The 15131-nt window shown below is 53.1% G+C and carries 12 protein-coding genes and 1 pseudogene; 8 read left to right on the top strand and 5 right to left on the bottom strand.

The features are described 5' to 3' along the window. Positions 1-1568: 1568 nt before the first annotated feature. Complete coding sequence (aroF, locus tag IDH45_RS27600; RefSeq protein ID WP_190931374.1) at positions 1569-2612, top strand: 3-deoxy-7-phosphoheptulonate synthase; 1044 nt, start codon at positions 1569-1571, stop codon at positions 2610-2612. An 87-nt stretch (positions 2613-2699) separates the two neighbouring features. On the opposite strand, the gene IDH45_RS27595 is transcribed toward aroF, so the two are convergent. Further along, the gene (locus IDH45_RS27595; RefSeq protein WP_190931373.1) at positions 2700-3470 is read right to left on the bottom strand and encodes a DUF4183 domain-containing protein; all 771 of its coding nucleotides are present in this window, start codon (positions 3468-3470) and stop codon (positions 2700-2702) included. 297 nt (positions 3471-3767) lie between these two features. Here IDH45_RS27595 and glnA point away from each other — a divergent pair, with 297 nt between their 5' ends. From glnA to IDH45_RS27565, 6 genes and pseudogenes are all read left to right on the top strand, one after another. Then, positions 3768-5192 carry a type I glutamate--ammonia ligase gene (glnA, locus tag IDH45_RS27590; RefSeq protein ID WP_190931372.1) on the top strand — a complete coding sequence of 475 codons (1425 nt, stop codon included), beginning with the start codon at positions 3768-3770 and terminating at the stop codon, positions 5190-5192. A gap of 174 nt (positions 5193-5366) precedes the next feature. After that, entirely contained in the window at positions 5367-5657 is a 291-nt protein-coding gene (locus IDH45_RS27585) for a hypothetical protein (RefSeq protein ID WP_190931371.1), read from the top strand. 312 nt (positions 5658-5969) lie between these two features. Next, on the top strand, positions 5970-7340 hold the full coding sequence (locus tag IDH45_RS27580) for a hypothetical protein (RefSeq protein ID WP_190931370.1): 1371 nt from the start codon (positions 5970-5972) through the stop codon (positions 7338-7340). Between the two features lie 250 nt (positions 7341-7590). Next, a pseudogene (locus IDH45_RS27575) lies at positions 7591-7761 on the top strand (alpha/beta hydrolase family protein); the annotation flags it as partial. A gap of 195 nt (positions 7762-7956) precedes the next feature. Further along, positions 7957-9273 carry a DUF1800 domain-containing protein gene (locus IDH45_RS27570; RefSeq protein WP_190931369.1) on the top strand — a complete coding sequence of 439 codons (1317 nt, stop codon included), beginning with the start codon at positions 7957-7959 and terminating at the stop codon, positions 9271-9273. Positions 9274-9330: 57 nt separating this feature from the next. Continuing rightward, positions 9331-10587, top strand: a complete 1257-nt coding sequence (locus tag IDH45_RS27565) for a DUF1501 domain-containing protein (protein WP_190931368.1) — start codon at positions 9331-9333, stop codon at positions 10585-10587. Positions 10588-10699: 112 nt separating this feature from the next. Here IDH45_RS27565 and IDH45_RS27560 read toward each other — a convergent pair whose 3' ends face one another. Then, entirely contained in the window at positions 10700-11011 is a 312-nt protein-coding gene (locus IDH45_RS27560) for a hypothetical protein (protein ID WP_190931367.1), read from the bottom strand. Positions 11012-11252: 241 nt separating this feature from the next. Here IDH45_RS27560 and IDH45_RS27555 point away from each other — a divergent pair, with 241 nt between their 5' ends. Next, entirely contained in the window at positions 11253-11396 is a 144-nt protein-coding gene (locus IDH45_RS27555; protein WP_190931366.1) for a hypothetical protein, read from the top strand. 537 nt (positions 11397-11933) lie between these two features. Here IDH45_RS27555 and IDH45_RS27550 read toward each other — a convergent pair. The 3 genes from IDH45_RS27550 to IDH45_RS27540 form a co-directional block, all read right to left on the bottom strand. Beyond that, entirely contained in the window at positions 11934-13307 is a 1374-nt protein-coding gene (locus tag IDH45_RS27550) for a sensor histidine kinase (protein WP_317891302.1), read from the bottom strand. Further along, on the bottom strand, positions 13304-13996 hold the full coding sequence (locus IDH45_RS27545) for a response regulator transcription factor (RefSeq protein WP_190931365.1): 693 nt from the start codon (positions 13994-13996) through the stop codon (positions 13304-13306). The genes IDH45_RS27550 and IDH45_RS27545 overlap by 4 nt, the downstream gene beginning before the upstream one ends. A gap of 86 nt (positions 13997-14082) precedes the next feature. After that, entirely contained in the window at positions 14083-15009 is a 927-nt protein-coding gene (locus tag IDH45_RS27540) for a hypothetical protein (protein ID WP_190931364.1), read from the bottom strand. Between the last annotated feature and the right edge of the window lie 122 nt (positions 15010-15131).

The following is a 15131-nucleotide window of genomic DNA, read 5'->3' as shown; positions in this document are numbered from 1 at the left end:
GCTGTGTAAACCTTACACGAACTGTCGGAACGACAGGGTTAGCTTGGTGAACTTCTCTTCGTTAGAAGGGACTACCCAAGAATCTCGTGACTTTAGTCATGAGAGGTTCAAGAGATCAGAATGTTTATGTTCTTCACCGTATTAAAGCGAAGATAAAACCGGAATATAAGCTAAACCTTATTCTAACGGACATGGTGGAGGTTATTTCGCTAAAAAACCGTTTTTTTAAATGTAACGGTCACCACAGCGCTTATTTACTCCGAACCGCCTCTAAAAGTAACATTTCCCACCAAATAGCTGCATCGATGTCCGTTAAAAAACAAATAGATCGATATTCATCGTAATAACGACCGCTGTGTCCGTTGTAGTTTTTGCTCTCTGCCCGCATTTGGTTCTGATAACGAATGCTGGGTTCGTTAGCCATACCACTGCAAAAAGACAACACGACTGAGGGCGAGTGGCTGGAGCGAAGGAAGGTACCCATTCCCTTCCAACGTACAAACGTATGGGTTTTCACGTCAAAGAACCGTCCGGGTACTTTACGGAAAGTTCTTACTTAACGATTCAGATTGTCTATGTTCGCTAAAGCGTTAAAGCGAACCGAGGCCGAGGCATTCTGAACTAAGAAAAGCTACCTCTTACGCAGGGTCATTCGTCGAGGAATACGCTTCGTTTAGAAGCTTTTCTTATTGAGAATCCGTTCTGATTCCGATATCGATTCTTTCGTGCGATCGTGGCTGCGCAGAGGTCCTTCCTTCCGTTACTTTTTCTGCATAAGACGACAACTGTAGTAAGTTGAGCTAAATATACACCATGGTTAAGCAGAATGTTGTGGAGAAAAGAAACAGGCTTATAGCTTTCGTCATAAAGCTGCTACGGAAGGATAAGCTTTGAGTGTCAACAATCCGAGGGCTAATCCAATCGAGACTCCAAACAAGATGTCTGAGGCCTCAAGCCATTTTTTCGGAACGGAATGGACTTTAATTTTCATTAGTTTAACTTATTATAGAAGACAAAGTTGAAACGACGGATCTTGTGGATAACTAAAGTGAAAACTGTGGACGTAATGTGGACAAGTGAATAATTTCGGGGATAAGTGGCTGATTCGCTCCATTTTCGAACATAAATCCATTCACATGTTGATAAGTTTTTTGAATTTGTGCGCAATTATATGAATTCGTCTCTACCTTCGCGGAAGCGGCATTCCTAACATGCTTCAGACCGGTTGAAAGGAAGCGGTCGGGGAAGTCTCGTTTCCGTTTGGCGTAAAGGAAATGACCTCTTTCAAGCAGTCCATCGATCGAATGTGCCAGAGAAAGAGGGGAGCTCTTGAAGTGAATAGTTGAGCTGGGAATGCGACTTTTTCGTTATAAAGTCGTTTACCTTCATAAATGGACGCTCCGGGAAAAAAGGGGGTTGACGGAAAGCTTGTTTATCCTGTATAGTTGCTTTAACGATTAAAAGCATAAAAGCTTAAAAGCGAATACGCGTTGAAGCGTCTAAGTGCGAATAAGTTTGCCGGATCCGGCATTACGGACACAAAGACAATCAGGGGAGAGGAATTCATTATGATCGCAATAGCATCCAACAAAGTTTCCGACGAGCGCATCGCCGAAATTGTCCACCATATTGAGAAGCACGGCGTACAAGCACACGTATCCAAAGGAACGGACCAGACCGTCATCGGCATTATCGGCAAAGCCGACCCGAAGCTGGCTGAACAGCTCCGCCAAATGTCCGGAATCGACAATGTCATCAAAATCTCCAAGTCCTACAAGCTGGCGAGCCGCGATTTCCATCCGGACAATACGGTCATCGAGAGGAAAGGTGTACGCATCGGCGGCGGCGAGCTCGTCGTGATGGGCGGACCTTGCGCAGTGGAGACGCCGGAGCAGATCGACGAGATCGCCCGTCTCGTGAAGGCGGCAGGCGGCCAAGTGCTGCGCGGCGGCGCGTTCAAGCCGAGAACTGGTCCTTACAGCTTCCAAGGCGTGGGCGTTGAAGGACTCGAGATGATGGCGGAAGCGGGACGGAAGCACGGGCTGCTGACGATCACCGAGGTAATGACGCCCGAATATGTCGATGTATGCGCTGAGCATGCGGACATTCTCCAGGTCGGAACGCGCAATATGCAAAACTTCGACTTGCTTCGCAAGCTGGGCACGATCCAGACACCGGTGCTGCTGAAGCGCGGATTCAGCGCCACTTACGACGAATTCCTGAACGCAGCGGAATACATTCTCGCAGGCGGCAATCCGAACGTTATGCTTTGCGAGCGCGGCATCCGCACGTTTGAGACGTACACCCGGAACACGCTCGATCTGACCGCGATTCCGGTATTGCAGCAGCTTAGCCATCTTCCGGTCATTTCCGACCCGAGCCACGGTACCGGACGCCGCGAGCTGGTCGAGACGATGTGCAAAGCTTCGGTAGCGGCAGGCGCAGACGGCTTGATCGTCGAGATGCATACCGATCCAGACAATTCGATGACAGGAGACGGCGTACAGTCGCTGTTCCCGGATCAATTCGCGAAGCTGCTCCAGGATCTTGAGAAGCTGGCACCGCTGTGCGGCAAAACGTTCGAAACGAAAAAAGAACCGATTCACGCTTAATAGCGGCCCGCATAACAAGAAACCTCCAATACCACGGTACAACAGTGGATTGGAGGTTTTTTCTGTGCTGCCTGCAAATGGAAGCAATCACGTATTAACCGTAATAATGGGAGCGGAGGCGGTCGGCGGCGTCAGCGTGGAATCGGCCGCAGAAGCAACGAATTGAACGACAATTGGGGTGGTGGAACTGATCTGGTCTCCGTCCGCAATCTCGATCTGGCTGGTCGTAATCGTCGAGAGTCCGTTTTGCTGCAGCACACCGTTGATATACAAGTTGTAGTAGCCGAGGTTGTCGGGGAAGGCAGTAACCGACGTACCGGTGTCATCCACAAAAGCGGTGGCAAGTATAGTCAAGGTCGTATCGTCCAGCGTTCCGGCGGAAGCCAGGGCGACATATTGGGAGGAGGAGGCGGTGACAGTCGTGTCGACATCGCCTCCGGATAACGTCGGCTGGCTGGAAGTAGCAGTAATCGACAGTTTGATCAGGCTGGCTGGCATAGGTTCACCCCCTTTCCGAAATTTCCGTTTGCAAGTGGGGCTGCGCTTTGCGGTGCGGCGTCTTCTTCTTTTGCTTGATTTACTTGTTATCCGTACGAACTGAAGCACGATCGGGGCGCCTTCCGGAGGAAGCTCCTTGCTGCGAAACGTAAGCTTGCCGTCCCGGACCGTATACATGCAATCCGGCTGAATGACCCCGTTCACGTATAAACTGATGTAAGAGACCCGCTTCGGGTCGCGAATCCGGTTCGCCTGGAACGAAGGGCTTGCATCCCTGTTCGTATAGACTCTCCGGCAGCCGTCCGATACGGCGCAATAATAAGAGCTTCTGGCTGTCCATCTCCCCTTCAGCGTTGTCACCCCCACTCGGTTCAAACCGTATGTAAGCAGCGTCACTACCATTCATATAGTGGATGCAAAAGCTGCTCAAACGGTATGGACTCTAATCCGGCGCCGTTAAACATTTTTGGAGTTTGACGAAAATGTGAACGGAAACGCTTTCGATGTAAACATACCTGACATGAGATTAAAAAATACCTTACATAAGTATTGACGCTGTTTTTGTCGAGTCGTATAATAAGGACCATAAACAATCCAAAACTTGAACAATGACCGGTGGAAATGCGGAGAATGTTCGGAAATAGGGAGGCTTTTAACATGTCTGTCCAAAATGTGCTCCATCTGATTAAGGAAAAAAATATCGAATGGGTCGATTTCCGGTTTATCGGATTGTCGGGAAAAGCTCAACACATCAGCTTGCCGGCGAGCGAGGTGGACGAAGCTACTTTCCAAAACGGAGTCGCTTTTGACGGTTCTTCCATCCCGGGTTTCCGCGGAATCGCAGAATCTGACATGGTTATGATGCCGGATACCGAGACGGCTTATGTAGATCCTTTCACCGCACATCCTACATTGATCATTATGTGTGACATCCATACGCCGGACGGCGAACGTTATGACCGCGACCCGCGTTCGATCGCCCAGAAGGCTGAAGAATATTTGCAGAAGTCCGGTGTAGGCACGACGGCGTTTTTCGCACCGGAATCCGAATTCTTTATTTTTGACGATGTCCGTTTCGAAAACGGCATGAACAAATCGTACTTCGAGGTGGATTCCGAGGAAGCGGCATGGAACTCCGGACGCAAGGAAGAAGGCGGCAACCTGGGCTTCAAAGTGCCGGTCAAAGGCGGATACGTTCCGGTCGCACCGATGGATAAGCAGCAAGATATCCGCAGTGAAATGTGCCGTCTGATGGCGGAAGCGGGCCTTCGCATCGAGCGCCACCACCATGAAGTAGCGACTGCCGGCCAAGCCGAGATCAACTTCCGTTTCGACACGCTGACCAAGACGGCAGACAATCTGCTTAAATATAAATATATCGTGCACAACACCGCTCACCAGTACGGCAAAGTAGCAACGTTTATGCCGAAGCCGCTGTTTGGCGATAACGGGTCCGGCATGCACGTTCATATGTCGATTTTTGACGGCGATACGCCTTTGTTTTATGAAAAAGGCGCTTATGCTAACCTGAGCGAAATGGCGATGTATTACATCGGCGGCGTGCTGCACCATGCTCCGGCTTTGATCGCCCTGACGAATCCGAGCACCAACTCGTTCAAACGTCTCGTTCCTGGCTACGAAGCTCCGGTTAACCTTGTATTCTCCAAGGGCAACCGTTCCGCAGCGGTCCGGATTCCGATCGCAGCCGTTACGCCGAAAGGATGCCGCATCGAGTTCCGTACGCCGGACTCCACAGCGAACCCGTACCTGGCTTTCGCGGCTATGCTGCTGGCCGGTCTGGATGGCATTCAGAACAAGATCGACCCTCGCAAGCTGGGCTACGGTCCGTTCGATACGAACATTTACGAGCTGTCGGATGCCGAGAAAAACGAAATCCGCAGCGTACCGGCAACACTCGATGACGCGCTCGACGCGCTCGAAGCCGATAACGAGTTTTTGACGCAAGGCGGCGTATTCTCCAAGGACTTCATCAATAACTATATCGAATACAAGCGCGGCGAAGCCAAATCGGTCAACATCCGCATTCATCCTCAAGAATATTCGTTGTACTTCGACTGCTAATCGTATTGTTGCTTTTTGCCTCCGGCGGGCTTCCGCCGGGGGTTTTCGCTTTTTTGCGCATCACGGTGGAGACGAGAGCAATCGGCAAGCGACGCTGCCGCAGGAAGTCCGTATATTTCCAGTCCGGCCGGCTAACAATAATGGGAGCAGCTGTGAGCGAAGGAGGGGATTGGCTTGTTCGAACCGCAAAACGATCGGGCGCAGCGTACCGAAAAGTTCGCCACCGACGATGGGTGGATGGAAGACCTGGATGCAGCCGAAGATAGAGACGTTATGCCGGATAACGAGGCCTACGATAATGCCGAGACGTTTGGCGAGGTGCTGCGGCAATATGCGGATACGGTAGCTTTCGTGAATGTGCTGTATCCGGATCAGATGGACGTCGGCGAAGCCGAAGAAGCGTTCGAGGACGGATTGGCCGGGGAAGACGACGAAGGCGGCGAAAATGGGACGGAACGAGGCTGATGCAGCTGGAAGATGCGTTCCGAATCCGAAATGACTGGAGAAACAAGCGAAAGCCGGGCGGAGATAACGGCCAGTACCGTTATTCGTCCGGTTTTTTTGGTGTTTTGGAATGAAACCGTTTGCCGTTGCCAGACTGCCAAAACACACCCTGCTGACCAGAGACCCGAGTCGTATCCGTTACTGGACTAAGGTCCGGCTGGAAAAACAATCCCTGGTCCGATTTTCCGGAAGCCGTAATTCTCTAAGATAAAGAAGGAGAGAGACAACATACAAAAAGATAAAAAAATAAAAGAAGGATAGGGTGGAGTTGTTATGAAAGCATTAAAGATGGTAAAGAAAACGGTAGTAGTCGGAGGATTGGCGGCGGCGATGATGTTCGGCACAGCGGTGTCCGGCTTCGGAGGTTCGGCATTTGCGGCCGAAGTGAAGTCGCAAGTAAACTATCAACAAGTAGTCGATCAAAACTTATCGTTTGTGATCGGTCATGTCGCTTCGATCGCCGACCGGGAAGATTATTCGATTCGCGATGCGCTTAGCCAGGGGCAAAGCCTCGTTCAAGCTTCCGGACTGACCAGTCAGGAACTGCTGAACCGGCTCGTAGAGTCGATGAACCAGTCGATTGATTTTGCGGCACGCAACGACAAGGACATCGAGAAGGACGACTTGAACCGGATCAAGTCCGAAGCGGCCGGCAAGCTGTCCACGATCATTAATACGAACGGATACGACGATACGAAATATAGCAAGGTAGATTACGATAAAATAGTAAAAAGAGAGCTGTCGTCCGTCGTTATCCTCGTCTCGGCTTATGCCGACAAGCAGGACAGTGTGATCCGCGATGCGCTGCAGGAAGGCAAAACACTCGTAGAAGCTTCGGGCCTGAAGCACGGGGAACTGCTCGACAAGCTGAAAGCTTCGATCAGCCAGTCGATTGATTTTGCAGCCAAAAACGACAAGACGACAACGAAGGAAGAGCTGAATGAAATCAAGTCGAAAGCGGCCTCCGAATTGTCCAAAATCATCTCGACGAACGGTTATGACGATTCGACGTATGACGCTGTCGAGACCGATTATACCAAACTGGCGGAGAAGGAGCTGTCCTATACGGTTATCCGCGTATCCGCTTATGCCGACAAGAAGGACAGCGAGATCCGCGATGCGCTGCGGCAAGGTAAAACGCTCGTCGAGGCATCGGGCCTGAAGCACGGGGAATTGCTTGACAAGCTGACCGCCTCGCTGAACCAATCGATCGATTTTGCAGCCAAAAACGATAAATCGGTTGAAGCGGAAGAGATAAGCCGAATCAAATCCGAAGCGGCGGGCAAGCTGTCGAAAATCATTACAACAAACGGATACGACGATCGTGCGGCGGCCGCCAAGGTCGATTACAAGAAGCTGGTGGAAAAAGAGCTGTCATATACAGCCATTCGCGTGTCGGCTCAAGCCGATAAGGATTACAGCACAATCGTCGATGCGCTGCAAAATGGCAAAACGCTCGTAGAAGCATCCGGACTGAAGCATGAAGACTTGCTGAAGCAGCTGATCGAGTCGCTGAATCAATCGATCGATTTCGCAGCCAAAAACGATAAGACGGTCACAGCCGAAGAGCTGAACCGGATCAAATCCGAGGCAGCGGGCAAGCTGTCGACGATCCTGTCGACCAGCGGCGGATACAAAGGATAATCGCAACGATATAACAGACGTCAAAGACGCTGCCAAACCGCCGTAAGGCGGGAATGGAGGCGTCTGTTTCTGTGCTGCTCGGAATTGCTGGAGAATTCCTCTTGTCAGTACGTCGGCCATGTCGAGCGCCTGCGCTTGAATCGAGTCGCCCAAAGCGACGTTTTCCGCATAGTTTTTGGCTAAACGGGTGGATACTTCTTGGGTAAGCAGATTCAAATGCTCTGTCATCATGCCTTGCCATTCCGCTTTGGTCAATAAAGCCGAGTCCGACCAGATCGTGGAAGCGCTCCGGAACCGGGGCGTGGAAGTGGAATACATGGTGAAGGAAAACGAAGGCCACGGCTTCTACAACGAGGAAAACAAAATTGATTTTTACAGCGCGATGGTCCGTTTTTTTGACAGCCACTTGAAGGCGGAGTAAGGCTGGCGGGAGTGAACCGAATTACGGCGGCGGCTCCGGGCGGCAGACGTTGTGCGTACGATTTATATAGAAAGGGCGGTTCCTTACGGGGACCGCCTTTTTCGGTTCCTTTTTGCCTAAGGAATTCGCTGAAAGTCATTTTTTTGTAACAATTTGGTTGTAATCTAAAGGGTAAGTGTGTGGAGGAGGGAGCTTATGGGAGAACTTTGGACGGAAAACGAGGCGGTGCACTTGCTGAGCAGGGCAACCTTCCACGTATCGCCGGAAGATGTGCAGGCGGCACTTGCTCTCGGAAAAGAAGAAACGGTGCGTCGGCTGATCGCAGGGGAACCCATTCACGGTGAAAAGGTTCAACTGCCGCCGATCGAAGAAGTTATGGCGGACGGTAAAGAACTGAAGGCGGACAACATCACGGATCATCAGACATACTGGCTGTACCGGATGACGGTAAGCGGAGAGCCGCTAGCGGAAAAAATGACGCTTTTTTGGCATAACCATTTTGCTACGTCGTACCGGAAGGTGGGCTACACGGAGCTTATACGAAACCAAAACGATCTGTTCCGCTCGCTGGCGCTGGGCAACTTCCGCAAATTGGTGCTTCAGGTCGGACAAGACCCGGCGATGATGCTTTGGCTCGATTCCAACAATAATAGGAAGGGTACGCCGAACGAAAATTACGCCCGCGAAGTGATGGAGTTGTTCACGCTCGGGATCGGCAATTATACGGAAGAAGACGTTCAGGAAGCGGCACGCGCTTTTACCGGCTGGCATTATGATCGGAAGGAGGCGAAAGTGCAATTTTACAAAAAAAATCATGACGACGGTTTGAAGCTGGTTCTCGGCGAAACAGGCAACTTTAATGAACAAACGGTTGTAGACGTTTTGTTCCGGCAGGAGGCGCTGGCTCCTTATATGGCGCGTAAGCTGCTCGAATATTTCGGCACCGCGAGCCCGCCCGAAGCATGGGTGAACGAGGTGGCAGCCGACTTTGCCGCGAAGGAAACGATAGGAGAAGTGCTTCAATCGCTTTTTCTGTCGGACGAGTTCTACAAACCGGAATATCGGCTCACGATCGTAAAGTCGCCTGCGGAGTACGTAGCAGGCATTATCAAGGCGCTTGATCTCCCGATCTCCAAAAGCTTCATGAATACGATGCGCAAAATGGGGCAGGAGCTTTATATGCCGCCTGATGTGAACGGCTGGGAAGGCGGCGCAGACTGGCTGATCGCGAGTTCGCTGCTGGCGCGTTCCCAATTTGCCGAATCGATCGCCAGTCGCGTCAAAAACGCCATGTATCAATCGGAAGCATATACGCCCGTACGTAAGGATAACGCTGAGGCTTGGATAGACCTGTGGAGCCGCAATACCGGACTGTGGGGACTCGGGGAACGAAGCCGGAGCGTGCTGGCCAAATATGCGGACGATACATTCGTACATGCTTCCTCCAATATAAGCGGAATGCGCGGACTGCTTCAATTGATGCTGGTTTGTCCGGAAGCCCAGATGAAGTGAAACGGGCGGTTAGCATGTTGCAAATCCAAAGGGGAGCCTAAGAAGGAGGCGATATTCATGAAAATGTCCAGAAGGGAATTTATCGTGAGAGGATCGGCTCTGTTCGCCACGCTCGGACTGGGGGGACCGCTGCTGTTCTCTCCGTCCGGCGAAGCGCAGGTCCAGGATGAAAGTAAAGAGGGGGGCGGCGGTACGGCAGAATCTACCGTGCTGGTCGTTATTCAGTTGTCCGGCGGCAACGACGGGATCAATACGCTTATCCCGTACGGTCAGGGCGTATACTACGATTCCCGCTCGACGCTCGCTTTGAAGGAGAGCGAGGTGCTGCATCTCGACGGGAAATCCGGGCTTCATCCGAGTCTGCAAGGACTGCACCGGATGTACGAGGCCGGGAAGCTGGCGATCGTCCAGGGCGTCGGATATCCGAATCCCGACCGGTCCCATTTCCGTTCGATGGATATCTGGCAAACGGCTGAGCCGGACAAGTTCATTAAGGAAGGCTGGCTCGGCCGTTACGTCGAATCGTCGCTCGGCGGCAACCGCAATCCGCTGAAGGCGATTCAGATCGGAAATATCGCCAATAAGGCGTTCGAGTCGGCTACCGTGAACGCGCCGGTCATCCAATCGATCGAATCGTACCAATTGCTGCTCGACCCCAAAGCGCCGAAGATCGAATTTAACCGGCTCGCCCAGTCGTTTCTCGATATGTACGATCCGAAGCGCCAAGGGGTTCATCTGCAGGTCGCCTGCCGGAGGGGCGCGGAAGCTTACGAAAGCGTAGTGGCGATCCAAGAACTCGCATCGGCTTACAAACACAAAGTGGAGTATCCGAAAACGGCAATCGCCAAAGATTTGAAGGTGGCCGCCCAACTGCTCGCCGGAGGGTCCGGCACCCGCGTCTTCTACACGCAGCTTGGCGGCTTCGACGATCACGCGGACGAGAAGGAGCAGCATGCTAAGCTACTCCAGGAGCTGGACGAGGCGGTTACCGCCTTTTACTCCGATCTGGAGGAGCAAGGTCTCGCGGGCAAGGTGGTTACACTCGCGTTCTCCGAGTTCGGGCGCCGGGTGAAGGAGAACGGAAGCGGCGGCACCGATCATGGCACGGCGGGACCGGTATTCGTCATGGGAGGCGGGGTGAAGGGCGGGATGTACGGTGTATATCCGAGCCTGGAACGACTCGATGCCCACGGGGATTTGAAGCACGAGGTCGATTTCCGCTCAGTGTATTATACGCTCGTAGACCGCTGGCTGCAGGGAGATGCGAAAAGCACGCTTGGCAAGTCGTACGAGACGCTCGGATTTTTGGCGTAAGCAGCGGACAAGCAAAAGGAGCACCGGCAGTGAGGGGGTGCTCCTTTTTTGTATGCGAATGGTTAAGACTCCATGGTACAGCGCAGTAAAGGAACGACTGCGTCTTGCAGTCTTACAGCCAGTCCTCGCATTCCTCGGTCCAATTGCCAGGGGTCAGGACAGGCTTGCGTAGAAATACGCTCGGCACATGCTTGTTATAATCGCTGATCCGGTTATTAATCGTGTTGAGCCGTTCGGCGAAATCTTCGGGGAGCGCGTGTGCGGCCTCGGCCAGCAGTTGCTCCAGTCCGGCGCGAATGTCATGCTGCAGCTTCAGCCATAGCGGAAAATCGCAGGCATTTTTGCATTCTGTGTAAAACGGATCGAAATCGTTCGTATCGGCGGTACGCTGCGGTTGATATTGAAGATCGGTTAAGGCTTCCATCCGGATCCCTCCTCATACACATAAGAACTTCCGCGGTTGATTTCATTATAACCCGCCGGCTGCGGTCCGAACGAATCCCGGTATGGCGAATTAAAGACAACTTTATGTCCGATCTATGAAATGATGGTTATGCGGCTTTAGAGTGATTTATGCCCTGGACGTTCACCTTGACCGCCAACTGTGTATAGCACCGCCTCCGGCAGTGCATCCTAACGGTTGGAACGGCAGGAGGTGAATTCCATTGGCAAGCGAACATGTCAAGCAGCAGGCGCAGAAAATTGTCGAGAGCTGCGGCAAGCTGCAAAATATGACGACCGATGAAGCGATACGCAACGAATTATCGAAAATCAAGCAATGCTGCCAGTCGATCGAAAGCCAGATCTGACCGCGATGCGGATTGACGATGATCCGTCGGAAAACGGCTGATGGCGAGGAAAGATGGCTGACGGAAGACGGAAGAGCAAGGATGGAAGACGGAAGAGTAAGGACGAAAGACGAAAGACGAAAGACGAAGAAGCCCGCGGGATATGTGGTCCCTGGGCTTTTTTCGTATAATTGCATCCTCTGCGCACAGGCGGGGAAGCACCAAATAAGGGTGGTTTGCACCTGTTATTTGGTCCGAAACTCGCTTGGACGGTGAAATAAGACTGGTTTGAAGCTGCTATATTCGCCAAAAAGGGTGCAGACCCGATCATTCGGTGGAAATAAGGGGTGCAAACCGCTTCTATTCGCTCCGGTCAAGCGAAAAGGCCAAAAATAGCGACTGCCTAAGACTCTTATATTGCTCTAGCATGGTGAGTTTTACACGAAGCCCGCTAGCACGAAGCTTGCCACCCCGAAGCCCGCCACCCCGAAGCCTGCCACTACGAACCCTGCCCACACGAAGCCCGCGCCAACCGAAGCTCGCCACATGACGGCCCGTCTAACCGAAGGTGACCCGGAACTCCACGCCTTCCGCCGTATTAACGGCCGTAACGGAAGCTTGATGCAGATCGGCGATCCTTTTCACGATGGCGAGTCCGAGTCCGAATTCGCCGTGTTGGCCCTTGCGGAATTCTCCGAACAATCCGGCCAGCAAGTCCGGCTCGATCGGAGGGCCGTCGTTGCGGACTTTGAACAAACCTCCCCCGCCCCCCGGTCCGACGGCTTCGGTCGATACCGAGATGCCGGAAGCGGCATAGCGGATCTGATTATCCAGCATATTTTCCAGCGCGATCGTCCACTGCTCCCTGTCCCCCCGCACGGTAAGCGGATCAAGCTGCAGCGACCATTCCAGCTCCGGCCGCTTCCAGCGAAGACGGTCGACGACCTCCTCCGCCAAACGGTCGAGACGGACCGTTTCCAGCCGAACCTGCTTCTGAGTCGACAAGTAGTCCAGCTTGGTCAGATAAAGCAGTGAGCGAATCCGCTTCTCCAGCCGTTCCGCCTCCTGATCGATCACGTCGACCGACGTCTGGAGGTCGCCCTTCGGGTAGATGCCGTCCTGGATCGACTGCGCATAGCTGCGAATGACCATGACCGGCGTTTTCAGCTCATGAGAAATATGCTGTAGAAACGACTGCTTCGTCTCGTCCTGCCGGAGAAGCTGCCGGCGGGTTTGCTCCATGGAGACCGCGAGCCGGCCGATTTCGTCTTTGCGGTCCAGTTCGATCGGCTCTTTCCAGTTCCGGTCGGCGATATGTTTGACGTAGCTTTCGAGCTTTACGAGCGGGCGCGACAAATATTTGGCCAGCCACAAAGCCGGAATCCAGCTGAACAGCATAATCAGCCCGAGGATGAGGAATAGCCGGAACGACAGCTCGCGGACAAGCTTGTTGCGGTGAGCGTCCCACATGTACGACATGACGTACAGCTTCGTTCCCCTGTACGATTCGGAACGGATGACATAAAACAAATTCTCGTTATTCAGCGCATGCGAGTAACGCTGGATCTGCGACGTCTGCGACCGGGCTTCGGCAATCAGCTGTTGGCGGAAATCGGCGGTCAACGTCGCGAGGTTCGGCGCCATCTTGCCGTCGTCGGTGATTAGCACATGCCGGACGGTGCGGATATTGAGCTGCTGCTGGTCGCGCTCGACCGTATTCGAGCCTTCGAGCCACCGGTCCGCCAAGCGGTCCTGCTGCCTTCCCGCAAACAATGAGTTTTGAGCGTCTTCGATCGTATTGTAAATTTCTCTTGTAAAAAAATCGCCGAGGAACAGCGGGATCACGACCAGGATGAGCAGCGTAATTCCCGACGTAATGCCGGCGATGACGAGCCAGATTTGTACAAACAGCGGCTTGTTTTTCAAGTTCACAGCTGCACCATCCTGTACCCGTATCCGTATATCGTCTCGAGACGAAGCTCGGGCAGCTTTTTGCGGATTCGGCGGACGAGGTCGTCGACGACCCGGTCGGTGCCGAAATAGTCCTCGCCCCAAACCTGGTTCAGCAGCTGTTCGCGGGCGAACGCTTGTCCCGGGTTGCGGGCCATGAACAGGACGAAGTCGAACTCTTTGGACGTCAGCTCGATATTCTCGTCCCGGAGGTAGACCAGTCTTCTGCTCTCGTCGATCCGGTAAGGGGCGATCTCGATTGCGCTTCCGATAACCGGCTGCGCACGGGATTGGGGCAGAGGCAGACTGTAAATGCGCTCAAGCAGTTTGCGCGTCCGGATCACCAGTTCCCTCGGCAAAAACGGCTTCGCCAAATAGTCGTCGCTGCCCATCTCCAGCCCGATGACCCGATCGAGATCCGCGTCCCTTGCCGATATAAAAATAACGGGAATACCCGGAGAATCGGCCTTAATCGCGCGTATAAGCTGGAACCCGTCCAGATCGGGGAGCATGATATCCAAAATCCACAGGTGAGGCCTCAGGGGGATGGCGGCAAGAGCGTCTTCACCGTTGTAGAAGCTGTGTACGTGCCAGCCTTCCTTTTGCAAATAGGTGGTGAGCACCTGGTTCAAGTTCTGTTCGTCCTCTACGAGATGGATGCGGAACGACATGGGGAACCTTCTCCTTCCGGGCGTTGGCTGCTTTTATTATAACATGGAAAAGGGACGCTTTCGGGCGTCCCCACTCCTAATCGAATTTACAGCAATGAGACCGACGCTCCGCCGGATTTAGGCGCTTTCCAGCTTTGCGTCTGAGCTTCGCTTTGGCTGCCGCTGTCGTTTTGCGAGCCGGCTTTGCCGCGTTCCTTCATTTTTGGCGCTTGCGGCTGAACCTGCTGGCCAGTTGCTTTTGTTTTCAACTCCGCCACCTTGGCGGCAAGCTGTGTATTGGACTGCTTCACATCTTCAAGCAGCTTCGCCAGCGCCGTACGGATGCCGTCGGCATTATCCGCCTTGATCGCGTCGGTCAGCTCCTGGCGGTTAGCCCGCGAAGCTTGCGCGGCAGCGGGATCGCCTTGAAGCTCCGCACCCGTAACGATTCTTTTTATATCTTTGCCGAAAGGCAAAGCGCCGTCCTTCATCTGTTCACGAAGCTGCTCCTTCGTTATTTCACCGCTTTCGAGCTTTTGTTTGAGCTCATCCTGTTTGGCCTTGATTTGCTCCTTCAGCTCGTCCTGCTTGGCTTTCATCTGTTCCTTCAGCTCGTCCCTTTGCGCTTGCAAAGCGTCGTGTACGCCTTGATCCTGAAGCAGCGTTTGCAGCTCCTGATGGAGCGTTCCCTGCTCCGTCAAAGCCGCCTTCCAGCTGTCCAGCGTATCCGGCGCATATTTCTCTGCCAGCAGCTCCATATACTTATGCTGATTGACGGAATCGCCGCCGATCAAATGTTTGCCGCCTTTCTGGATCGCGAAGCCTTCGTGGCCGAAGCCGCCGCGTCCTTTGCCGAAGTTCATCGAGTCCTTACCACGCGGCTTGGCCGGAGCCGTGCTGTTCGTTCCGGGCATTGAACCGGAAGAATCGGATTGGCCGTTCTGCTCGGCGGCGTATGCGGCTGCCGGAATAAGCAAGGCTAGTGCCAGGGTGGCGGGAAGTATCGTCTTTTTCCAGTTCGTCAACAGTTTCATTGTCGTTCCTCCTTGTGGTTCGGATAGGTGTTCCGTAGACTACACTTACAGCATATCGGCAAATTGAGGGAGAAAAATGAAAAGATTGTGGGAAATTGTGAAAAGAAAAAAACGAGCCGGGC

Source organism: Paenibacillus oceani (assembly GCF_014705615.1).
In the GTDB taxonomy this organism is placed as follows: domain Bacteria; phylum Bacillota; class Bacilli; order Paenibacillales; family NBRC-103111; genus Paenibacillus_AB; species Paenibacillus_AB oceani.
This window is presented reverse-complemented; position numbering and strand designations above follow the sequence as displayed.

What these genes read in the sequence shown, in the direction of transcription:
- aroF (WP_190931374.1), top strand. Translation starts at nt 1,569, where the DNA reads ATGATCGCAATAGCATCCAACAAAGTTTCCGACGAGCGCATCGCCGAA.
- glnA (WP_190931372.1), top strand. Translation starts at nt 3,768, where the DNA reads ATGTCTGTCCAAAATGTGCTCCATCTGATTAAGGAAAAAAATATCGAA.
- IDH45_RS27580 (WP_190931370.1), top strand. Translation starts at nt 5,970, where the DNA reads ATGAAAGCATTAAAGATGGTAAAGAAAACGGTAGTAGTCGGAGGATTG.
- IDH45_RS27570 (WP_190931369.1), top strand. Translation starts at nt 7,957, where the DNA reads ATGGGAGAACTTTGGACGGAAAACGAGGCGGTGCACTTGCTGAGCAGG.
- IDH45_RS27565 (WP_190931368.1), top strand. Translation starts at nt 9,331, where the DNA reads ATGAAAATGTCCAGAAGGGAATTTATCGTGAGAGGATCGGCTCTGTTC.
- IDH45_RS27560 (WP_190931367.1), bottom strand. Translation starts at nt 11,011, where the DNA reads ATGGAAGCCTTAACCGATCTTCAATATCAACCGCAGCGTACCGCCGAT.
- IDH45_RS27545 (WP_190931365.1), bottom strand. Translation starts at nt 13,996, where the DNA reads ATGTCGTTCCGCATCCATCTCGTAGAGGACGAACAGAACTTGAACCAG.
- IDH45_RS27540 (WP_190931364.1), bottom strand. Translation starts at nt 15,009, where the DNA reads ATGAAACTGTTGACGAACTGGAAAAAGACGATACTTCCCGCCACCCTG.